The sequence below is a fragment of the Pseudomonas sp. FDAARGOS_380 genome (assembly GCF_002591235.1).
GTDB classification, from domain to species: domain Bacteria; phylum Pseudomonadota; class Gammaproteobacteria; order Pseudomonadales; family Pseudomonadaceae; genus Aquipseudomonas; species Aquipseudomonas salmasensis.
In genome coordinates, this window is record NZ_CP023969.1 from 3,785,869 (window position 1) to 3,805,712 (window position 19,844).

20 protein-coding genes are annotated in these 19,844 nt (G+C 61.1%); 13 read left to right on the forward strand and 7 right to left on the reverse strand.

Annotation, left to right across the window (positions count from 1 at the left end):
- Positions 1–49: 49 nt before the first annotated feature.
- On the reverse strand, positions 50–319 hold the full coding sequence (locus tag CRN80_RS17750) for a hypothetical protein (RefSeq protein WP_032895862.1): 270 nt from the start codon (positions 317–319) through the stop codon (positions 50–52).
- Between the two features lie 153 nt (positions 320–472).
- Here CRN80_RS17750 and CRN80_RS17755 point away from each other — a divergent pair, with 153 nt between their 5' ends.
- From CRN80_RS17755 to CRN80_RS17765, 3 genes are all read left to right on the forward strand, one after another.
- Complete coding sequence (locus tag CRN80_RS17755; RefSeq protein ID WP_032895863.1) at positions 473–862, forward strand: hypothetical protein; 390 nt, start codon at positions 473–475, stop codon at positions 860–862.
- 126 nt (positions 863–988) lie between these two features.
- The gene (locus tag CRN80_RS17760) at positions 989–2,710 is read left to right on the forward strand and encodes a copper resistance system multicopper oxidase (RefSeq protein WP_098950695.1); all 1,722 of its coding nucleotides are present in this window, start codon (positions 989–991) and stop codon (positions 2,708–2,710) included.
- A 10-nt stretch (positions 2,711–2,720) separates the two neighbouring features.
- A complete protein-coding gene (locus CRN80_RS17765; protein WP_098950696.1) occupies positions 2,721–3,548 on the forward strand; it encodes a copper resistance protein B in 828 nt (275 codons plus the stop codon).
- A 13-nt stretch (positions 3,549–3,561) separates the two neighbouring features.
- Here the strand turns inward: CRN80_RS17765 and CRN80_RS17770 are convergent, their stop codons facing one another.
- The 3 genes from CRN80_RS17770 to CRN80_RS17780 all read right to left on the reverse strand — a co-directional run bounded on the left by CRN80_RS17770 (position 3,562) and on the right by CRN80_RS17780 (position 5,609).
- Positions 3,562–4,428 carry a DUF6279 family lipoprotein gene (locus CRN80_RS17770; RefSeq protein WP_098950697.1) on the reverse strand — a complete coding sequence of 289 codons (867 nt, stop codon included), beginning with the start codon at positions 4,426–4,428 and terminating at the stop codon, positions 3,562–3,564.
- A 66-nt stretch (positions 4,429–4,494) separates the two neighbouring features.
- Entirely contained in the window at positions 4,495–5,217 is a 723-nt protein-coding gene (locus CRN80_RS17775) for a TorF family putative porin (protein WP_098950698.1), read from the reverse strand.
- A gap of 212 nt (positions 5,218–5,429) precedes the next feature.
- A complete protein-coding gene (locus CRN80_RS17780; RefSeq protein WP_003193095.1) occupies positions 5,430–5,609 on the reverse strand; it encodes a hypothetical protein in 180 nt (59 codons plus the stop codon).
- A 323-nt stretch (positions 5,610–5,932) separates the two neighbouring features.
- On the opposite strand from CRN80_RS17780, the gene CRN80_RS17785 reads away from it, so the two are divergent.
- Complete coding sequence (locus CRN80_RS17785) at positions 5,933–6,769, forward strand: S1 RNA-binding domain-containing protein (RefSeq protein WP_044275017.1); 837 nt, start codon at positions 5,933–5,935, stop codon at positions 6,767–6,769.
- Between the two features lie 111 nt (positions 6,770–6,880).
- Positions 6,881–7,279 (forward strand): DUF2177 family protein, encoded by a 399-nt coding sequence (locus CRN80_RS17790; RefSeq protein ID WP_098950699.1) that lies wholly within the window; start codon positions 6,881–6,883, stop codon positions 7,277–7,279.
- Here the strand turns inward: CRN80_RS17790 and CRN80_RS17795 are convergent.
- The gene (locus tag CRN80_RS17795) at positions 7,223–8,401 is read right to left on the reverse strand and encodes an MFS transporter (RefSeq protein WP_098950700.1); all 1,179 of its coding nucleotides are present in this window, start codon (positions 8,399–8,401) and stop codon (positions 7,223–7,225) included. The genes CRN80_RS17790 and CRN80_RS17795 overlap by 57 nt on opposite strands.
- Before the next feature lie 104 nt (positions 8,402–8,505).
- On the opposite strand from CRN80_RS17795, the gene CRN80_RS17800 reads away from it, so the two are divergent.
- Together CRN80_RS17800 and CRN80_RS31760 are read left to right on the forward strand one after the other, a co-directional pair.
- Entirely contained in the window at positions 8,506–9,399 is an 894-nt protein-coding gene (locus CRN80_RS17800) for a LysR family transcriptional regulator (protein ID WP_098950701.1), read from the forward strand.
- Between the two features lie 142 nt (positions 9,400–9,541).
- The gene (locus tag CRN80_RS31760) at positions 9,542–9,664 is read left to right on the forward strand and encodes a PA1414 family protein (protein ID WP_003193089.1); all 123 of its coding nucleotides are present in this window, start codon (positions 9,542–9,544) and stop codon (positions 9,662–9,664) included.
- Between the two features lie 177 nt (positions 9,665–9,841).
- On the opposite strand, the gene CRN80_RS17805 is transcribed toward CRN80_RS31760, so the two are convergent.
- Positions 9,842–11,224 (reverse strand): sodium:solute symporter, encoded by a 1,383-nt coding sequence (locus CRN80_RS17805; RefSeq protein WP_032895876.1) that lies wholly within the window; start codon positions 11,222–11,224, stop codon positions 9,842–9,844.
- Between the two features lie 134 nt (positions 11,225–11,358).
- Positions 11,359–12,309: an agmatinase gene (gene speB, locus CRN80_RS17810; protein ID WP_003193086.1), complete on the reverse strand. Its 951-nt coding sequence runs from the start codon at positions 12,307–12,309 to the stop codon at positions 11,359–11,361.
- Between the two features lie 303 nt (positions 12,310–12,612).
- Between speB and CRN80_RS17820 the strand changes: the two genes are divergently transcribed.
- From CRN80_RS17820 to mazG, 6 genes are all read left to right on the forward strand, one after another.
- The gene (locus CRN80_RS17820) at positions 12,613–13,506 is read left to right on the forward strand and encodes a LysR family transcriptional regulator (RefSeq protein WP_032895879.1); all 894 of its coding nucleotides are present in this window, start codon (positions 12,613–12,615) and stop codon (positions 13,504–13,506) included.
- A 7-nt stretch (positions 13,507–13,513) separates the two neighbouring features.
- The gene (locus tag CRN80_RS17825) at positions 13,514–14,113 is read left to right on the forward strand and encodes a tRNA-uridine aminocarboxypropyltransferase (RefSeq protein WP_032895881.1); all 600 of its coding nucleotides are present in this window, start codon (positions 13,514–13,516) and stop codon (positions 14,111–14,113) included.
- Positions 14,114–14,218: 105 nt separating this feature from the next.
- Positions 14,219–15,121 (forward strand): cysteine synthase CysM, encoded by a 903-nt coding sequence (gene cysM, locus CRN80_RS17830; RefSeq protein ID WP_003193080.1) that lies wholly within the window; start codon positions 14,219–14,221, stop codon positions 15,119–15,121.
- Positions 15,121–16,473 (forward strand): 23S rRNA (uracil(1939)-C(5))-methyltransferase RlmD, encoded by a 1,353-nt coding sequence (gene rlmD, locus CRN80_RS17835; RefSeq protein ID WP_098950702.1) that lies wholly within the window; start codon positions 15,121–15,123, stop codon positions 16,471–16,473. The genes cysM and rlmD overlap by 1 nt, the downstream gene beginning before the upstream one ends.
- A 121-nt stretch (positions 16,474–16,594) precedes the next feature.
- Positions 16,595–18,838, forward strand: a complete 2,244-nt coding sequence (gene relA / locus CRN80_RS17840) for a GTP diphosphokinase (RefSeq protein WP_003193076.1) — start codon at positions 16,595–16,597, stop codon at positions 18,836–18,838.
- A gap of 153 nt (positions 18,839–18,991) precedes the next feature.
- Positions 18,992–19,825, forward strand: a complete 834-nt coding sequence (gene mazG, locus CRN80_RS17845) for a nucleoside triphosphate pyrophosphohydrolase (protein ID WP_032895886.1) — start codon at positions 18,992–18,994, stop codon at positions 19,823–19,825.
- Positions 19,826–19,844: the final 19 nt, after the last annotated feature.

Consider the following 19,844-nt stretch of genomic DNA (forward strand, 5'->3'; position numbering starts at 1 on the left):
AAAACCGGACAATGTCCGGTTTTTTTTCGCCATCAGCGTCCCGCTGTGCTCAACGCTTCCCCGCAGCTTCTCTGAGCTCCTTGAGCCGCGCATCAATCAACTGGCACTTGTCGGGAAACTCGGCACTTTCGGTATCCAGGTCCATTTTCTGCAACTCGTCATTCATCTCCTTGGCCTTGGTCGGGTTCTGCTCTGTGAGCTTGGTCACTTCCTTGGCCAGTTCTTCGCGCTTGGCGGTGGCCTCCTCGGGGGTGCAGGCCCAGGCGGGCAGGGCGCTTAACAGCGTGGCGGCGAGGGTCAGCTTCAGCAAGGTTTTCATGGTCGGACTTCCTTGGCAGTGATGTGCAGTTGAGGTGGCGAACCTCTGGAAAGTTCAGAGAAATGACGCCCGTCCGTTCGGTTGAACGGCCAGTGCCAGGACGTGTCACTCCCTTAGACGGGCTAACTCCATCGGCCTGCAGGAGGAATCAGGATGAAGGCTTACAATTGGGATCTGATCGAACGTCTGCTGCATGAAGTGCAGAACGGCGAGGGCAGCTTTGCCCCGCGCAAATACGCCGAGCAGGAGGCTGCCGAGAAGGCGACGGCCGGCGAGGACACTGGCAACCTGGATGCGCTGAAGAAGACCGCTGCCGATTACGAGGCGCTGCTATTTAAGCGTGGCTTTATCGAGTCGCGGCCGGAGGAAGAGGGCGGCAATGGCGAGAACTTCATCCTCACGGGCCTGGGTGCGCAACTGCTGGCGCTGATCGACAGCTCGATTCCGGGCAATGATCATCCGCGCCAGGTGTTGGATGAGCAGGCTGACGCGCTTGATCCGGCAACGTTTGCTGAAGTGGCCTCCAAAGCCCAGATCGCCTGATTCGCTGCGCCCCGGTACCCTGCGAGGGTGCCGGGTGAACCTGTCGAATCGGTAATCTGCCGCTAAGGTTGCTGACAGCCGGCGAATCCTAATCTGCTGCCATTCAACTCACGGACTTGAATCGGCATGCACTCCACAACCTCCAGACGCACATTCGTTAAAGGCCTGGCCGCAGGCGGCCTGCTCGGCGGGCTCGGGCTTTGGCGCCCGCCTGTATGGGCACTGACCAGCCCCGGCCAGCCCACGGTACTCGCCGGCAGCGAATTTGACCTGTTTATTGACCAGACCCCCGTCAACCTGACCGGCCGTGCGCGCACCGCGTTGACCGTCAACGGTAGCCTGCCCGGCCCGCTGTTGCGCTGGCGCGAAGGCGATACCGTGACCCTGCGCGTGAAAAACCGCCTCGGGGAGCCCACCTCGATCCACTGGCACGGCATCCTGCTGCCATCGACCATGGACGGCGTGCCCGGCCTGAGCTTCAAGGGCATCGAGCCGGGCGGTCTGTACGTCTACCAGTTCAAGGTCAAGCAGCACGGCACCTACTGGTACCACAGCCATTCCGGGCTTCAGGAGCAGCAGGGCGTGTACGGCCCGCTGGTCATCGACCCCAAGGAGCCCGAGCCTTATAGCTACCAGCGCGATTACGTGGTGATGCTGTCGGGCTGGACCGATGAAGATCCCGTCGCCCTGATGAAGACCCTCAAGAAGCAGTCCGATTACTACAACCTGCACAAACCCACCCTGGGCGATTTTATCCGGGATGTGGGTGAGCAGGGCTGGTCGGCCACCGCTGCCGACCGGCTGATGTGGGCACAAATGAAGATGAACCCCACCGACCTTGCGGACGTCAGCGGCGAGACCTACACCTACTTGCTCAACGGCCAGCCGCCAGGGCGGAACTGGACCGGGGTGTTCAAACCGGGGGAAAAGATTCGCCTGCGCTTTATCAATGGCTCGGCGATGACCTATTTCGATGTGCGTATTCCCGGGTTAAAGATGACCGTGATCGCCGCGGATGGGCAGCCGGTGAAGCCGGTGAGCGTCGATGAATTCCGTATCGCCGTGGCGGAAACCTACGATGTGCTGGTCGAGCCCGTAGCAGAGGCCTACACCCTGTTTGCCCAGTCCCTGGACCGCACAGGGTTTGCCCGTGGCACCCTTGCCAGGCAGCAGGGCGCGACCGCGCCGGTACCGTCGCTGGATCCGCGCCCGTGGCTGACCATGGACGATATGGGCATGGGCGGCATGGACCACGGCGCGATGGCCGATATGCCAGGCATGGAAGGCATGGAAGGCATGGATCACAGTGCGATGGGCATGGCGATGCAGAAACACCCCGCCAGCGAACAGAACAACCCGCTGGTGGACATGCAAGCGATGAACCCGGTGCCCAAGCTGGACGACCCTGGAATCGGCCTGCGCAACAACGGCCGCCGGGTGCTCACCTATGCCGACCTGCGCAGTACCTTCGCGGACCCCGATGGCCGCGACCCCTCGCGCACCGTCGAATTGCACCTCACCGGGCATATGGAGAAGTTCGCCTGGTCGTTCAATGGCGTGAAGTTTTCCGATGCCGAGCCTCTGCAACTGACCTATGGCGAGCGCGTGCGGGTGGTGCTGGTCAACGACACCATGATGGCCCACCCGATTCACCTGCATGGCTTATGGAGCGACCTGGAGGACGAAAACGGCCAGTTCCAGGTGCGCAAACATACGATCGACATGCCACCGGGCTCCCGCCGCAGTTACCGCGTCACCGCCGATGCCCTGGGGCGCTGGGCCTATCACTGCCACCTGCTGTACCACATGGAAATGGGCATGTTCCGTGAGGTGCGCGTGCATGAATAAGGAAGCGAGCATGAACCGTTGCGTTCTACCCGTTTGTATCGCGTTCGCCGCGCTGGGGTTCGCTCCATGGGCGTTGGCGGCCGAGTATGAATTTCAGGGCATGAGCCCGGCGACGCCAGCGCTGACCGAAAGCCGTACGCCGATTCCGGCGCTGACCGACGCAGACCGTGCAGCGGTCTACAACGCGCCGGGAGGGCATCAGGTGCACGACAGCGGCGTCAACGCGATGCTGCTGATCAACCAGTTGGAATGGCAGGGCGGCGACGGCAACGCGCAGAGTTGGGACATCAAGGGTTGGGTCGGCGGTGACATCGACCGGCTGTGGCTACGCAGTGAAGGCGAACGCAGCGCTGGCCGCACTGAAAGCGCCGAAGCCCAAGCGTTATGGGGGCACGCTATCGGCCCGTGGTGGGACGTGGTCGGCGGCGTGCGCCAGGACTTCAAACCCGGTGACAGCCAGACCTGGGCAGCCTTTGGCCTACAAGGCATGGCGCTCTACAACTTCGAAGCCGAAGCCACGTTGTTTGTCGGCGAATCGGGGCATACCGCCGCACGCTTGGAAGGTGACTACGACATTCTGCTCACCAATCGCCTGATCCTGCAGCCTACCGCAGAACTCAATTTCTATGCGCAGAACGATCCGCAACGGGGTGTCGGTTCGGGCTTGTCAGAAAGTGAACTGGGCCTGCGCTTGCGCTACGAAATTCGCCGCGAGTTTGCGCCCTACGTTGGGGTCAGCTGGAACCGGGCTTATGGCCAGACCGCGCAATATGCACGGGACGACGATGAGGACGTTCACCAACTGCGCTGGGTGGTTGGCGTGCGCCTGTGGTTCTGACGGGAGGCTCGCATCAAGACTGTGCGCTTTTCAGGCATTTGAGTGCCTGGAAGTCGCTGCGGACCTTGTCGATTTTCTGGGTGAGTTTCAGGCGCTGCGCTGGAGAGCTTTGGGCCATCACGTCGACGAGCAAGCTGCGCGCGGCGGCTTCGGTCTGGGCGTAGGCGGTGCGGTATTGCGCGGTCCACAGGCTTTCGCGATCCACCAGCAGTTGCTGGATTTTCTGCGGGAAATCGGCACTGTGGCGTTGTTGCAGTGCCTCGATAAATTGCGCCTGCCAATGGGCGCGGTTGCCGATCCATGCCTGGTTTTGTGTGCCCAACTCGGCAGACCAGGCCGTCACGCGGTTTTGCTGGCCTGGGCTCAACGGGCCGATCCAGGCGTCCAGGCGCTTGCTCATGCGTTCGGCGCGTTCCTTGATTTGCTGGTCCAGCGGCGGTTTGAGGTATTCGTCCTGGCGTTTGCGCAGGTCCTTGGCCAGGGCGTCGCTCATGTCCTTGACCTGCTGATCGTCCAGGCCTTGCAGCAATTGCACGGCTGAGGGCGTGATTTCCCGCGCAATCTCGGCAATTGCCTGTTTGGCTTCGACAGTACGGGTTTGCAACGCGGCCTCGGTGACCTGGTTGCTGTCGACCATCTGCTGCAGGCGGTCTAGCCAGTCCAGGTAGCCAGGCAATTGCGTGGTGCAGTGCCAGGCCAGGTGCTCCTTGAGGGTGTCGTTGAACCAGCTCTTTTGCCCGGCATTCATGTCCAGGTAATCGTTGAGGGTCCAGGGGATGATCACGTCGAGGTTTCGGTAGGCCAGGCCTACGCGATTGCAGCCGGCGAGCACCAGGCTCAGGGTCAGCAGTACCACCAGGAATTTAAGCCGGCGCAACATGGGCAGGTCCTTGCATGGAGGGCGTTAATGCATGTGAACCTGCGCGGGGTGCGACAGTTCAGCCCATCAATAAAACGACCGTGCAGCCTTCAAGGTCAACAGCCCATCACATTGCGAATTGTGTCCGGAGTAGGCTGAGCAGTCACTGCCGCTGAGGCTGGAGCCGCTGTAGATGAGATCCAGGTCAATGCCTTTCCAGGCCCGGGAAAACTGCACCGACCAATCGCTGAAACTGCTGATGGCGCCGTTCTCTACCGAGACCGGCGTGCCCAGTTGATGGGTGGTGTACTTCATGCTGACGCCGATGCCAAAAGGCTGGGTGCCGCCGAGGTCGGCGAACAGGGTGCTGTCCTGGCGGTCGGGGTCATTGCTGAAAGACACGCCAAAGCGGTTGCCCAACAGGTTCAGCCCACCGTAGAACTCCTGGCTGTCGAGGGGGCTGACCTTGGGGTAGCTGTAATGGATCAAGCCGACTTCGTAGCCCAGGGTCTGGTCGAACGGACGCTTGAAGCCCATGTAGGAGTCGACTTCAAGGTTATTGGCCGACGACAGGCCCATGTTCGGGGAAAACTGGCCGAAATACAGGCCGCTGTCGTGGGTAAGGTCCAGGCCACCGTGGAACGAGTCGCTGCCAGGGGTGGTCGGCTTGACCAGGCCCTGGGCCATTGTACGGCTGGGGGTTGTACCTAACTTCAGGTCGAAGTCACCCAATTCGCGCTGGAAGATATGCGCTTGGGCCAAAGGACTGGCGACCAGGAAGCTGACCACGAAAATACAGCGTTTAAGCATGCTTCACTCCATGAAAAGCGAGGAGCAGTAACGGAAGGATTCAGGCGGATGCCCGTGCTAGACGTGTGCAAGGATACCGGCGAATGCCAGGCGTTGAGGCCCGTTCGTCGATTAGCTGCGTATTGAAGGTGTTCGGAGGGGGTTGCAACTCTAGTCCTAGCGCCTTGAAGGCAAGACGCTTAGGGACCAGATGCAGTGCGCGGGTAAGACTATTACTTCTTGCCCAGGCTGATCTGCTTGGACGGGCCGAAAGTCTGGCCGCTCACGCCCTTGGCAATTTGCTGGATTTCGCCGCCGGACTTGAGGAACGCAGCAATCTGGCTGTTGATCGATTCGCTGGTTTCAACGGCGGGAGCTGGCTTTGCTTTGCTGTTGGATGCTTTTACACGCATGGCGGCCACTAACCTGTAGAAAATTAACTTGGCCAGGCATCGTACAGGAAATACTTGACAATTGCTTGGCAAATATCCCTCAGGATTAATACGCAGCGCTGGAAATAGCCGAAGTTCAGCGCCGAAATAACGCGCTAACTTACTGTTTTAGCTGGAAACCACAGGTTGGGTGGCCCGTTGGTGGCCTGCTCAAAGTGAACCGAACGATCAGACGAGTGGGGCGCTGCCATTGGAACGCCATGCCAGCCCGCGATTTTTCAGGCGCGTGCGCGTGCAGGGCCCAACTCGGGTAGAATGCCGCCCACGCAATGAGGGTATTGGAAATGGCTTTAGTCGGGCGCTACAACAGCTTGCAAGTGGTCAAGCACACTAACTTTGGTTTGTACCTCGATGGTGCGCAAGATGGGGAAATCCTCTTGCCTAATCGGTATATCCCTAAAGATATTCCCAGTGAAGATGAAGACTGGCTCAACGTTTTCATTTATCTGGACAGCGATGACAAACTTATCGCCACCACCGAAAAACCCAAAGTTCAAGTCGGTGAATTCGCCAGTTTGAAAGTTGTGGAAGTCAACAGCATTGGCGTGTTCCTTGATTGGGGTTTGCCCAAGGATCTGCTGCTGCCGTACTCGGAAGAAAAACGCCAGATGACCGCAGGCGAATATTGCGTGGTGCACGTCTACCTTGACAAGCACACCAAGCGCATCACCGCCACCGCTCGCCTTGACCGTTACCTGGACAAGACGCCGGCCAACTACCAGGTGGGCCAGGAAGTCGACTTGCTGGTGGCCGAAGCCACCGACATGGGCTTCAAGGCGATCATCAACAACAAGCACTGGGGCCTGATCCACAAGAACGAAGTGTTCAAGTTCCTGCGCCCGGGCAAGGAAGAGAAGGGTTTCATCAAAGAGATCCGCGCCGATGGCAACATCAGCCTGAGCCTGCAACCGGTGGGCCAGGAAGCGGCCTCCAGCCTGAACTCGAAGATCCTCGCCAAGTTGCGCGACAACAACGGCACCCTGCCGGTCAGCGACAAAAGCGACCCGGCGGTGATCAGCAACTTGTTCGGCGTGAGCAAGGGCAACTTCAAGAAGGCTATTGGCGCGCTCTACAAGCAGGGCCAGATCGTGATTCATGCGGACCGCATTGAACTAAGCTGAGTACACGCTGCTCTCCTGTAGGAGCGAGCTTGCTCGCGAAAATATTCCAGGCGCAGCGTAGCGTCGGATGTACGTTTTTCGCGAGCAAGCTCGCTCCTACAGGGTTGTGTCATGTCGAAAAGAACGGTTTTTGCCTACCTCGGCACCTTGCTCGCCTTCCTGGTCCTCGACGGCCTCTGGCTCGGCGTGCTCATGGGGCCTACCTACAAATCCCTGCTCGGCGCGCTGATGCTTGATCAGCCACGCCTGCTGCCTGCGGTATTGTTCTATCTCCTGTATGTCCTCGGCTGTGTAGTGTTGGTGGTCTTGCCCAGCGCCAGTTGGCAGCGCGCTGCGCGTTTGGGCGCCTTGCTTGGCCTGGTGGCCTACGGCACCTATGACCTGAGCAACTGGGCCACGCTTCAAGGCTGGTCTGCCGGGTTGGCGCTGATGGACATGGCGTGGGGCACGTGCCTAACCGCCATTTGCTGCACTGTTGGCCACTTGTGTGCAAACCGGCTGCGCCGGTAGCGGACGGTTGATCAGCACTGAGCCTGCTAATAGCAAGCCGGTAGCGGCGATGACCAGCGCCGGTTGCAGGCCGCCACTGAGGTGGCTGCTGACCGACGCCAACAGGGGCCCGCTCAATTGGCCCATGGCGAAGCTGGCGGTCAGTAACCCCGTGCTGCGTTGGTAGCCATGGGGCGCGACTTCTCTGAGCCGCGCCATCACCAGTTGCATGCACGCCAGAAATGGCGCACCGCACAGCAACACGCCCAGCGCCAAGCCCCAGCCATTGCCAAGCAGGCAGGCGAACACCCCGGCCGCTTGCAGCCATAAAGTCGCCATCAGCCAGTGACGGGTGGTATTCGGGTGCTTGCGGCGCAGGCTCGCCACCCCTACACCCAGCGCGGCCGCCAAGCCAAAGCAGGGCCAGAACAGATCGGCCTGCCAGGCGCCTTGGAATTGTGCGCTGGCCATCTGCGACAGAAAGGTCGCCGGGATGATGTAGCCCAGGCCGTACAGGAAATAAATCCAGCACAGGTGCGCGATGCTGCCGTTGCTCCCCGCGCTGGCGACCTGGGTAACCGTGACGGCCGGTTTGGGTAAAAACGGCAGGATCGCCAGCAGCATCACCAGCGCCACCGTCCCGTAGAGCAACCACAGCGTGGCAGAGCTTTGCCCTAATAGGTTGGAAACCAACGCCAGCAGCCCCGTCAGCACAATCCCCAACCCCGGCCCTGCAAACACCAACGCACCCAGGCGCGGGCGCCCGGCGGCAATCGCCAGTGGCTGGCTCAGGCTGGTAATCATCACCAGGGCCCAGGCACTGGCGACCCCGGTGCCAAAGCGCAGCAACAAGTGCGGCCAGAACCCGTTAGCCCAGGAGGACGCCAGGGTCAGCAATACGCACAGCCACAACCCGCCGTAGAGGCGCCCGCGCACATGCTGATGGCTACGGGCAAAGATCGAGTCCACCGCGCCGACGAAATAACCCAGGTAGTTGGCGGCAGCGAGCAGGCCGGCGCCGGTCAGATCGATCTGGCCTTCACTGAGCAAATGCGGCATTTGCGGGGTCAGGGCGAAGCGGCCAATGCCCATGGCCATCATCAGGGCGACGAAGCTGGCGAGTAAACGAATCAGCGGAGACATGTTCAGGTTTCCTGCAAAGAAGCGAATGCCTTGCAGGCTAAGACGGATTGACTTTCTGTAAAATTGAATAATAGTGAGTAACTTGTTCAGTTTTGGAGAAAGTAATGGAGTTCAGTCAATTGCGCATTTTCCAGGCCGTGGCGGAAGAGGGCTCCATTACCCGCGCCGCCGAGCGCCTGCACCGCGTGCCGTCCAACCTGTCGACCCGGCTTAAACAAATGGAAGAGCAACTGGGCGTCGACCTGTTCGTGCGCGAGCGCCAGCGTTTGCAGCTTTCTCCGGCGGGCAAAGTACTGCTGGACTACAGCACCCGCCTGCTGGCGCTGCACGACGAAGCCCACGGCGCAGTACAAGGCGGGCAACCAGCCGGTGATTTCGTATTGGGCAGCATGTACAGCACGGCCGCTGTGCATTTGCCGAGGCTGCTGGCGCGCTATCACAAGTCCTACCCCATGGTGAACCTGCAGGTGCAGTCGGCGCCCAGTGGGGAGTTGCTGGAAGGGCTGATTACCGGGCGCCTGGACGCAGCCTTCGTCGACGGCCCGCTGACCATCGCCACCCTGGATGGCGTACCGCTGTGCGAAGAGCGCCTGGTGCTGATTTGCGAGGCCGACCATCCGCCGGTGCGCGGCCCCAAGGATGTGGCAGGCCGTGCGGTGTTCACGTTCCGGCGCAGTTGCGCCTACCGCACGCGCCTGGAAACCTGGTTTTCCCACGAGCGTGTGGCGATGGGGCGAGCCATCGAGATCGAGTCTTACCAAGGCATGCTCGCCTGCGTGATCGCAGGTTCCGGCGTGGCGTTGATGTCTGAGTCCATGCTCGCAAGCCTGCCCGGCAAGGACAGCGTGTCCGTTCATCCGCTGACCGGGCCTTTTGCCACTGCGACCACCTGGCTGATGTGGCGAAAGGGTATGCTCGGCGCTAACCTCAATGCATGGATCGACCTGCAGCAAGACGGTAATCCGCGATGCGTGCAAGACACACGTGCCATTGCTTGAACGATCCGTCAGGATTCGGATCAATTCAGTAATAGTTCGTTGTGGTTTCCTTCAAGCATTACCTAGGACTTAGGGCTACTATCACTGTAGGAAACGGCGACAGAACTCACGCCGGCCAGCACTACCCTCAAAGGGGGCAATCATGAAAGAGAAAATCCAAAACTGGCTCCACGACCTTGGCGTTGCATTGGGCTTGATCGAGCCTCCGCTGCAACCGGTGCCGATTCGCACGGATGACGAGCAGCGTCGGCCACGTCGCCGCTAAAAAATGTGGGAGCGGGCTTGCTCGCGAAAGCGGTGTGTCAGGCAACGAAAAGGTTGAATGACACACCGCTTTCGCGAGCAAGCCCGCTCCCACAGTTGTTTTTCACCAGGCAAAAAAAACGGGCGCGACCTCCGACGTCGCGCCCGCTGAAGAAAATATACCCGTCTCTGTTATAGCTCAAACCACCGAGGCCGCCACTTTGGCCGATTGACGCGACAGCAAGCTCACCAGCACAAAGCTCACCAGCGCCACCGCCAAGCTGTAGTAGATCGGCGTGTTTGCATCCAACCCATCCTTGAACATGAATACCAGCGCGGTCACAAAGCCCAGGCTCATGGACGTGATTGCGCCCGAGGTTGTCGCGCGCTTCCAGAAGATCGCGCCGATCAAGGGCACCAACATACCGCCCACCAACAGGTTATAGGCCAGTGTCAGGGCGCTGATCACATCGTTCACCACCAAGGCGATACCCAGCACCGCAATGCCAGTCAACAGGGTGAACAGGCGGTTGATACGCAGGCTCGACGCCTTGCCGCCGCGCAGGCGGGGCAGCAGGTCTTCGGTCAACACGGTGGAGGCGGCGAGCAGGCCGGCGCTGGCGGTGGACATCATGGCGGCCAGCGCGGCGGCGATGACCAGGCCGCGAATGCCGTCCGGCAACGAGGCCTTGACGATCGCGGCGAAGGCATTGTTGACGTTGTCCAGATCCGGGATCAGCACATGGGCAGCCATGCCGATCAGCGCACAGGCCAGGCCGTACAGGATGCAATAGAAGCCGGCGAAAGTGCCTGCGTACTGGGCGACCTTTTCGTCACGGGCAGTGAACACCCGTTGCCAGATATCCTGGCCAATCAGGATGCCGAAAAAGTAGATCATGAAGTAGGTGATGATCGTGTCCCAGCCGATCGCGGTGAAGCTGAAGTTCGACGCTGGCAGCTTGGCCACCAGTTCGTCCCAGCCGCCGACGCGGTACAGGCAGATCGGCAGCAGGATGAACATCAAGCCGACGGTCTTGATCACGAATTGCACAATATCGGTGAGGGTCAGCGACCACATGCCACCGATGGTCGAATACACCACCACCACGCCACCGCCCACCAGTACCGACATCCAGAACGGCAGGTCGAACAGTACTTGCAGCACCGTGCCGATGGCCAGGATCGAGGTCACGCCGATCATCAGCGCGTAGGCCAGCATGATCACCGCGCTGGCCTGGCGGGCCATGGGGTTGTAGCGTTTTTCCAGGACCTGGGTGACGGTGAAGATTTTCAGCTTCAACAGAGGCTTGGCCAGGAACAGGTTCAGGGCAATGATGCCCGCGCCGAGCGCGGCGCACAGCCAGAAACCCGAAATACCATGCACATACCCCAGGCGCACGGTGCCGACGGTGGAGGCACCGCCCAGCACCGTCGCGGCCATGGTGCCCATGTACAGCGATGGGCCGAGGTTGCGGCCGGCGACCAGGTAGTCTTCGTGGGTCTTGGCGCGACGCATACCGTAGTAGCCGAGCACCAGCATGCCGGCGGCGTAGATGAGTACGACGAATAAATCCAAAGCCATGACGGCGGTTCTCCGATTATATTTTTTATGGGCGATCAGGCGGCAGCTGGCTCGGTAAGCACGCGAGCGAAAGTCAGGTACATCGTTGTGGGGACCTGTTAGATCCCCTTGGTTGTTAATGTGAAGACGCTGTATCAGCGATGCGCGACGCCGGGCAGTACGCAGAGCATCTCGTACAGTAAGTTGGCGCCCAGCAGCGAGGTATTGCCGGTGGTGTCATAGGGCGGCGACACTTCTACCAAGTCGCAACCAATCAGATCCAGGCCCTGGCAGCCACGGATGATTTCGATAGCCTGGATGGTGGTCAGCCCGCCGATTTCCGGGGTGCCGGTGCCGGGCGCCCAGGCGGGGTCAATGCCGTCGATGTCGAAGCTCAGGTACACCGGGCCGCCGCCGACTTTCTCCCGTACTTCGGCCATTAATGGCGCGAGGGAGTGATGCCAGCATTCTTCGGCCTGGACCACGCGAAAGCCTTGCTTGCGGCTCCAGTTGAAGTCTTCGGCGGTATACCCCTGGGCACGCAGGCCGATCTGCACCACACGGTCGCAATCGAGCAAGCCTTCTTCCACGGCGCGGCGGAAGGTGGTGCCGTGGGCAATTTTCTCGCCGAACATATGGTCGTTGACGTCGGCGTGGGCATCGATGTGCACCAGCCCGACCTTGCCATGTTTTTTGTGGATCGCCCGCAGGATCGGCAGGGTGATGGTGTGGTCGCCGCCCAGGGTCAGGGGGATGACGTCGTGCTCGAGGATCTCATCGTAGGCCTCTTCGATGATGCGCACCGCGTCGAGCAGGTTGAAGGTGTTGATCGCCACATCGCCGATATCGGCTACCGACAGTGAGTCGAACGGGGCGGCGCCAGTGGCCATGTTATAGGGCCGGATCATCACCGACTCGGCGCGAATTTCCCGGGGGCCGAAGCGCGTACCGGCGCGCAGCGAGGTGCCGATATCCAGGGGTACGCCGATAAAGGCGGCGTCCAGGCCCTTGGCCGTTTGCAGGTGGGGAAGACGCATCATGGTGGCGATGCCGGCGAAGCGCGGCATTTCGTTGCCGCCCAGTGGTTGGTGGAGAATCTTGTCCACGGGATTGCCTCATCGTTGTTTTGTTTATTGAAGGCCGATTCTGCGAAAAGCCTGGCGTATGAAGAATCGGCAGACGCAAATACTTAGTTCAGATTTTTCTAAACTAAAGCCTGGGTTAAACTCCCTGGATCCTGTAGGAGCGAGCTTGCTCGCGAAAAACGTCAACGATGATGCGCACGCCCAGAATGTGCGCGGCGTCCTCAGGTTTTTCGCGAGCAAGCTCGCTCCTACAGTTGATCGTTCCCATGCTCTGCGTGGGGATGCATCCTGTGATGCTCTGCGTCACGCTTCATTGGAGCCCCCATGGCCAACGCCTTGCCCGACCTGAAACTCCTGCGCATCTTCGTCAGCGTCGTGCGCCATCAAGGGTTCGCCAATGCCCAGCACGAACTCAACCTGTCGACGTCGGCCATCAGCACCTACATGAGCCAACTCGAATCTGCCTTGGGCCTGGTGCTGTGCCATCGAGGCCGAGGTGGCTTCAGCCTGACCAGCAAGGGCGAGCTGTTTCATCAGGAAACCCTGCGCCTGTTGGGCGAACTCGAAGGCTTCGAGCAATACGCCGCTGCGTTGAAAGGCGAATTGCGCGGCACCCTCAAACTCGGGGTGCTCGACTCCACCGTCAGCGACAAGGCCTTGCCGTTTGCCGAAGTGATTGGCGCCTACAGCCTGGAGCACCCGGCTGTGCATTTGCACCTGTCGGTGATGAGCCCCTACGAATTGCAACTGGGGGTACAGGACAACCGCCTGGACCTGGCCATTGGCGCGTTTTCCAACCGCATGAGCGGGCTGGTCTACATGCCGCTGTACCGCGAACAGCACTGGTTGTATTGCAGCACCCGGCACCCGCTGTTCAACGAGCGGCGCATTCCGGAACAAGTGATCACCCAGCAACGCATGGTCGGGCGAGGTTACTGGAGCCAGGCCGAGCTGGCGCGCCACGGCTTCAAGCACAGCGCTGCGACGGTGGAAAGTATGGAGGCGCAACTGATTCTGGTGCTGTCGGGCGCTTATATTGGCTACCTGCCGGAGCATTACGCCCAGGCCTGGGCAGACAAGGGCGACCTGCGTGTTTTGCTGCCGGCCACTTTTGGTTACCAGGCGCCGTTTTCGATGATCATGCGCCGTGGCCGCAGCCGCGAGCCACTGATCCAGACCTTCCGCGATTTGCTCAAGACCCAGCTCAACCAGGCCTGAAAACACCATGTCCCGACCCCACTGCCCGCGCTGCCTGCGCCCAACCACGCACTGTCTCTGTGCGCTGATCCCCCACCTCGACAGCCGCACCCGCGTGTTGCTGTTGCAGCACCCGAGCGAGGTCGGCCATGCGCTCAATACGGCGCGGTTGGCGGCGTTGGGCCTGAACAATGCGCAGTTGATGGTGGGGGAGGTGTTTGATGACCTGGCGACGCTATTGAACCCGCCTGGCTATCGGGCACGGCTGTTGTTCCCGGCGGATGACGCCGAGCCGCTGCACGCCTATGCCCCTGACGATCAGCCACTGCTGTTGGTGGTTCCCGATGGCACCTGGCGCAAGGCACGCAAGCTGTTGCACCTCAACCCTTTGCTGGCAGCGTTGCCCCGGGTGACATTGGCCGAAGGCGGCGTTTCCCGCTATCGCTTGCGCAAGGCGCCGGGGCCTGGCGCCTTGTCGACGGTCGAAGCGATCACGCAAGCGTTGCAGGTGCTGGAAGCGCCGACGTCGTTCGAGCCACTGCTCAAACCTTTTGAAGCGCTGATCGAAGGGCAGATTGCTGCGATGGGCGAGGAAGTCTTCCAGCGTAACCATGGCGACCCGACATAAACCCTGCTTATGCCTTTAAGCCATAAGCACCACACTTTGCGTGATATGGCCCGCCGGCCTTTCCCGGTATGATGTGCGCCCCGCAGTCTGGATTGCGAATACGCCATGACCTTGCAGTACCCCACAATCGCCGATTGCGTCGGCAACACGCCCCTGGTCCGCTTGCAACGCATGGCGGGTGAAACCAGCAATACCCTGTTGCTCAAACTCGAGGGCAACAACCCGGCCGGCTCGGTCAAAGACCGCCCGGCGCTGTCGATGATCGCCCGCGCTGAGTTGCGTGGGCAGATCAAGCCCGGCGACACCCTTATCGAAGCCACCTCGGGTAACACCGGGATCGCCCTGGCCATGGCCGCGGCGATCAAAGGCTACAAGATGGTGCTGATCATGCCCGACAACGGCAGTGCCGAGCGCAAGGCGGCGATGACCGCCTATGGCGCCCAGCTCATCTTGGTTACCCAGGAAGAAGGCATGGAAGGCGCCCGCGATCTTGCCGAGCGCATGGCCGCCGAAGGCCGTGGCGTGGTGCTCGATCAGTTCGCCAACGGCGACAACCCCGAGGCGCACTACACCAGCACCGGCCCGGAGATCTGGCGCCAGACCCAGGGCACCATCACCCACTTCGTCAGCTCCATGGGCACCACCGGTACCATCATGGGCAACTCGCGCTACCTCAAGGAGCAGAACCCGGCGATCCAGATCGTCGGCCTGCAACCGATGGAAGGCGCGGCCATCCCGGGTATTCGCCGCTGGCCCGAAGAGTATTTGCCGAAGATCTACAACGCCACGCGGGTAGACCGCATCATCGACATGGCCCAGCGCGAAGCCGAAGACACCACCCGCCGCCTGGCCCGTGAAGAAGGCATCTTCTGCGGCGTGTCCTCCGGTGGCGCCGTGGCCGGTATGTTGCGCTTGTCCAAAGAAGTGGAAAACGCGGTGATCGTCGCGATCATCTGTGACCGAGGCGACCGTTACCTGTCGACCGGCATTTTCGACGAACCCAACTGATGGCCAAGCACGAGAGAGGCCTGCGCTTCCAACCGACGGGCGGCAGCCGGGCCCCACAGATACCCGTGGGCAAGAAACAACGCCTGACCATCGAGCGCCTGGCCAATGACGGCCGGGGCATCGTGTTCTTTGAAGGCCGCACCTGGTTTGTGAATGGCGCGTTGGCCGGTGAAGAGGTGGAAGCACGGGTGTTGGGCGCCCATGGCAAAGTGGTCGAGGCGCGTACCGAACGGGTGTTTCAGGCCAGTGAGTTGCGTCGCCCGGCACCCTGCGCCCATGTTGGCCGCTGCGGCGGTTGCAGCGTGCAGCACCTGCCCCATGAAGAACAACTTGCCCTGAAACAGCGCATGCTTGCCGAGCAATTGTCCCGGGTGGCCGGTGTCGAGCCACAGGAGTGGGCAGCGCCGTTGAGCGGGCCGGAGTTCGGTTACCGGCGCCGCGCCCGCGTGGCCGTACGTTGGGACGCCAAGGCGAAGAAACTCGAAGTGGGTTTTCGCGCCGTGGCCAGCCAGGACATCGTCGCTATCGATGATTGCCCGGTGCTGGTACAGGCCTTGCAACCGATCATGCAGCGTTTGCCAACGATGCTGCGTCGCTTGAGCAAACCGCAGGCGTTGGGGCATGTCGAGTTGTTCAGCGGTTCGTCCATCGCCGTGTTGCTGCGGCATATGGCGCCGTTGTCCGAGGCTGACCTGCAGGTCCTCAAGGAATTCTGCGCCTTCCATGACGCCCAATTGTGGCTGCACGGGGAAGGGCAGCCGGAGCCCGTCGAACCGGGTCAGGCCCTGGGCTTCCGTCTGGATGCCTGGGACCTGGAGCTGGCGTACCGGCCGGGTGACTTTGTGCAGGTCAACGCCGGGGTCAACCAGGCGATGGTCGCCCAGGCCCTGCAATGGCTGGCGCCACAAGCCGACGAACGGGTACTGGACCTGTTTTGCGGCTTGGGCAACTTTGCCCTGCCACTGGCTCGCAATGTGCGCGAAGTGGTGGCGGTGGAGGGCGTACAGGCCATGGTGGAGCGTGCGGCGCTCAATGCCGTCAGCAACCATTTGCATAACGCGCAGTTTTTTCAGGCCGATTTGTCCCAGCCTTTGACCGACGCAGAATGGGCCAAACAGGGCTTTTCTGCGGTACTCTTGGACCCACCCCGCGATGGTGCCCTGGAGGTTGTGCGCAAACTTGCAGCCTTGGGGGCCAAGCGCCTGGTGTATGTGTCCTGCAACCCAGCCACGCTGGCGCGGGACACGGTTGAGTTGGTCAAGCAAGGCTACCGGCTAAAGCGTGCCGGGATCCTCGACATGTTTCCGCAGACCGCGCATGTCGAGGCCATGGCGTTATTTGAAGCGGGCTAGGATGCCCGTTTAATCCGACTGGCCTGCGTTCTCCAGGGCCTGAACACTGCCACGGAGCTCGCAGTAAAAGTCGGCGATGATTTTGGCGCATCGAAGGTGCGTCGTAGGGAAGGTAAGCAAGATGGTACAGGTGAGAGCACACCAGCCGATCAACACCGACGGCAGTATCAATCTCGAGGCATGGCTGGATCATGCCGTCAGTGTCGACCCGGCACTGGACCGTGAAGCCTTGAAAGCAGCCTGCGAGTTCGCTCGTGAGTCTGAACAGCAAGACAATGCGGCCAAGAACCTGTGGGCCGAAGGCACTTCAAGTTTTCGCACCGGCCTGGAAATCGCCGAGATCCTCGCCGATCTCAAGCTGGACCAGGATTCGCTGATCGCCGCCGTGCTCTATCGCGGCGTGCGCGAAGGGCACATTGCGTTGCCGCTGGTCAGCCAGCGTTTCGGCGCGGTGGTGGCCAAGCTGATCGATGGCGTGCTGCGCATGGCGGCCATCAGCGCCAGCCTCAGCCCGCGCCAGTCGATGGTGCTGGGCACCCAGGGCCAGGTAGAGAACCTGCGCAAAATGCTGGTGGCGATGGTCGACGACGTACGCGTCGCCCTGATCAAGCTGGCCGAACGCACCTGCGCGATCCGGGCGGTGAAGACCGCTGATGACGAAAAGCGCAACCGCGTGGCCCGCGAAGTCTTCGACATCTACGCGCCGCTGGCCCATCGCCTGGGCATCGGCCATATCAAGTGGGAGCTGGAGGATTTGTCCTTCCGCTACCTGGAACCCGACCAATACAAACAGATCGCCACGCTGCTGCATGAGCGGCGCCTGGACCGCGAGCGCTTTATCAGCGACGTGATGGGCCAGTTGCGTTCGGAGTTGCAGGCCACCGGCGTGGACGCCGACATCAGCGGCCGCGCCAAGCATATCTATTCGATCTGGCGCAAAATGCAGCGCAAGGGCCTGGCCTTCAGCCAGATCTACGACGTGCGTGCGGTGCGCGTGCTGGTGCCGGAAATGCGCGACTGCTACACCGCGCTGGGTATCGTCCACACGCTGTGGCGGCACATTCCCAAGGAATTCGACGACTACATCGCCAACCCCAAGGAAAACGGCTACCGCTCGCTGCACACGGCGGTAATCGGCCCTGAAGGCAAGGTGCTGGAAGTGCAGATCCGCACCCACGCCATGCACGAAGAGGCCGAGCTGGGGGTGTGCGCGCACTGGCGCTACAAGGGCACCGACGTCAAGGCCGGGTCCAACCAGTACGAAGAGAAAATTTCCTGGCTGCGCCAAGTGCTGGAATGGCACGAAGAACTCGGCGACATCGGCGGCCTGGCCGAACAGCTGCGGGTGGATATCGAGCCAGACCGAGTCTATATCTTCACGCCCGACGGCCACGCCATCGACCTGCCCAAGGGCGCCACGCCGCTGGACTTTGCCTACCGCGTGCACACCGAAATCGGGCATAACTGCCGCGGCGCCAAGATCAACGGGCGCATCGTGCCGCTCAACTACAGCCTGCAAACCGGTGAACAGGTCGAGATCATCACCAGCAAGCACGGCACGCCGAGCCGCGACTGGCTGAACCCGAACCTGGGCTATATCACCACCTCGCGGGCGCGGGCGAAGATCGTCCACTGGTTCAAACTGCAGGCGCGTGACCAGAACGTCGCCGCCGGCAAGACCTTGCTTGAACGCGAACTGGCGCGCCTGGGCCTGCCTCAGGTGGACTTCGACAAGCTGGCCGAAAAGGCCAACATGAAGATCGCCGAAGACATGTTCGCCGCCCTCGGCGCGGGCGACCTGCGCCTTGCGCAACTGGTCAACCTGGCCCAGCAACTGGTCGAGCCGGAGCGCGGCAACGAACAGCTGGAGCTGATCCCGCGCAAAGCCACTGGCTACAAGCCGGGCAAGCGTGGCGATATCCAGATCCAGGGCGTGGGCAACCTGATGACGCAAATGGCCGGCTGCTGCCAGCCGTTGCCGGGCGACGCGATTGTCGGCTACATCACCCAGGGCCGTGGCGTGAGCATTCACCGCCAGGATTGCGCCTCGGTGCTGCAGTTGGGCGGGCGCGAACCGGAGCGGATCATCCAGGTCAGCTGGGGCCCGGTGCCGGTGCTCACGTATCCTGTGGACATCATCATCCGTGCCTACGACCGTTCCGGCCTGCTGCGTGACGTCTCGCAAGTGCTGCTCAACGAGCGGATCAACGTGCTGGCGGTCAACACCCGCTCGAACAAGGAAGACAACACTGCGTTGATGTCGCTGACCATCGAGATTCCGGGGTTGGATGCACTGGGACGGTTGCTGGGGCGGATTTCCCAGTTGCCGAACATCATCGAAACCCGGCGCAACCGCACCCCATGAAAATCTGAATGAACGCGCAGTAACCTGTGGGAGCGGGCTTGCTCGCGAATGCGGTTTGTCAGTGCCGGATGTGTCGACTGGCCCACCGCTTTCGCGAGCAAGCCCGCTCCCACATTGGATTTTCAGTGTTTTCACTCCAGCGGAAAGAGACTGATGTATTCACTCGAAGACCTGCTGCACCTGATGAGCCGCCTGCGCGACCCGCAGTACGGCTGCCCATGGGACGTCAAGCAAACCTACGCCACCATCGTCCCGCACACGCTGGAAGAAGCCTATGAAGTGGCCGACGCCATCGAGCGCGGCGATTTCGATCACCTACAAGGCGAGTTGGGCGACCTGTTGTTCCAAGTGGTGTATTACAGCCAACTGGCACGGGAAGAAGGGCGCTTCGAATTTGCCGGCGTGATCGACAGCATCACCCGTAAGTTGATTCGCCGGCATCCCCATGTGTTCCCAACCGGCGACCTGTACGCGCCGCTGGATATCCCGCAGTTGAGCGAAGAACAGGTCAAGCAGCGCTGGGAGCAGATCAAGGCTGAGGAACGCGCAGAAAAGTCCGACGCCCCCGAGCAACTATCGCTGCTCGATGATGTGCCCACCGCCTTACCGTCGTTGTCCCGCGCGGCCAAATTGCAAAAGCGCGCCAGCCAGGTCGGCTTCGACTGGCCGTCCGCATTGCCGGTGGTGGACAACGTGCGCGAAGAGTTGGACGAAGTGCTCGAAGCCATGGCCGATAACGACTCGGCAGCCATTGCCGATGAAGTCGGCGACCTGCTGTTTGCCGCGGTCAACCTGGCGCGTCACCTCAAGGTCGACCCGGAAACCGCCTTGCGCGGCGCCAATGCCAAGTTCGAACGACGTTTCCGATTTATCGAACAGGCATTGCGCGATACACACCAACCCATAGAAGATTGCACCCTCGAAGTGTTGGACGCCCTCTGGGGTGAAGCCAAACGTCAGGAAAAGAATGTGTCCAGCTGCGGTTGAGCAGTTGCCTAAGTGAGTA

Bases quoted from the DNA above. Each gene is read 5' to 3' on its own strand.
- CRN80_RS17795 (WP_098950700.1), bottom strand. From the start codon at position 8,401: ATGTCTCCGCTGATTCGTTTACTCGCCAGCTTCGTCGCCCTGATGATG.
- mazG (WP_032895886.1), top strand. From the start codon at position 18,992: ATGTATTCACTCGAAGACCTGCTGCACCTGATGAGCCGCCTGCGCGAC.
- CRN80_RS17765 (WP_098950696.1), top strand. From the start codon at position 2,721: ATGAACCGTTGCGTTCTACCCGTTTGTATCGCGTTCGCCGCGCTGGGG.
- CRN80_RS17820 (WP_032895879.1), top strand. From the start codon at position 12,613: ATGGCCAACGCCTTGCCCGACCTGAAACTCCTGCGCATCTTCGTCAGC.
- CRN80_RS17825 (WP_032895881.1), top strand. From the start codon at position 13,514: ATGTCCCGACCCCACTGCCCGCGCTGCCTGCGCCCAACCACGCACTGT.
- CRN80_RS17755 (WP_032895863.1), top strand. From the start codon at position 473: ATGAAGGCTTACAATTGGGATCTGATCGAACGTCTGCTGCATGAAGTG.
- cysM (WP_003193080.1), top strand. From the start codon at position 14,219: ATGACCTTGCAGTACCCCACAATCGCCGATTGCGTCGGCAACACGCCC.
- CRN80_RS17790 (WP_098950699.1), top strand. From the start codon at position 6,881: ATGTCGAAAAGAACGGTTTTTGCCTACCTCGGCACCTTGCTCGCCTTC.
- CRN80_RS17775 (WP_098950698.1), bottom strand. From the start codon at position 5,217: ATGCTTAAACGCTGTATTTTCGTGGTCAGCTTCCTGGTCGCCAGTCCT.
- CRN80_RS17760 (WP_098950695.1), top strand. From the start codon at position 989: ATGCACTCCACAACCTCCAGACGCACATTCGTTAAAGGCCTGGCCGCA.
- rlmD (WP_098950702.1), top strand. From the start codon at position 15,121: ATGGCCAAGCACGAGAGAGGCCTGCGCTTCCAACCGACGGGCGGCAGC.
- CRN80_RS31760 (WP_003193089.1), top strand. From the start codon at position 9,542: ATGAAAGAGAAAATCCAAAACTGGCTCCACGACCTTGGCGTTGCATTG.
- CRN80_RS17805 (WP_032895876.1), bottom strand. From the start codon at position 11,224: ATGGCTTTGGATTTATTCGTCGTACTCATCTACGCCGCCGGCATGCTG.
- CRN80_RS17750 (WP_032895862.1), bottom strand. From the start codon at position 319: ATGAAAACCTTGCTGAAGCTGACCCTCGCCGCCACGCTGTTAAGCGCC.
- CRN80_RS17800 (WP_098950701.1), top strand. From the start codon at position 8,506: ATGGAGTTCAGTCAATTGCGCATTTTCCAGGCCGTGGCGGAAGAGGGC.
- relA (WP_003193076.1), top strand. From the start codon at position 16,595: ATGGTACAGGTGAGAGCACACCAGCCGATCAACACCGACGGCAGTATC.
- CRN80_RS17785 (WP_044275017.1), top strand. From the start codon at position 5,933: ATGGCTTTAGTCGGGCGCTACAACAGCTTGCAAGTGGTCAAGCACACT.
- CRN80_RS17780 (WP_003193095.1), bottom strand. From the start codon at position 5,609: ATGCGTGTAAAAGCATCCAACAGCAAAGCAAAGCCAGCTCCCGCCGTT.
- CRN80_RS17770 (WP_098950697.1), bottom strand. From the start codon at position 4,428: ATGTTGCGCCGGCTTAAATTCCTGGTGGTACTGCTGACCCTGAGCCTG.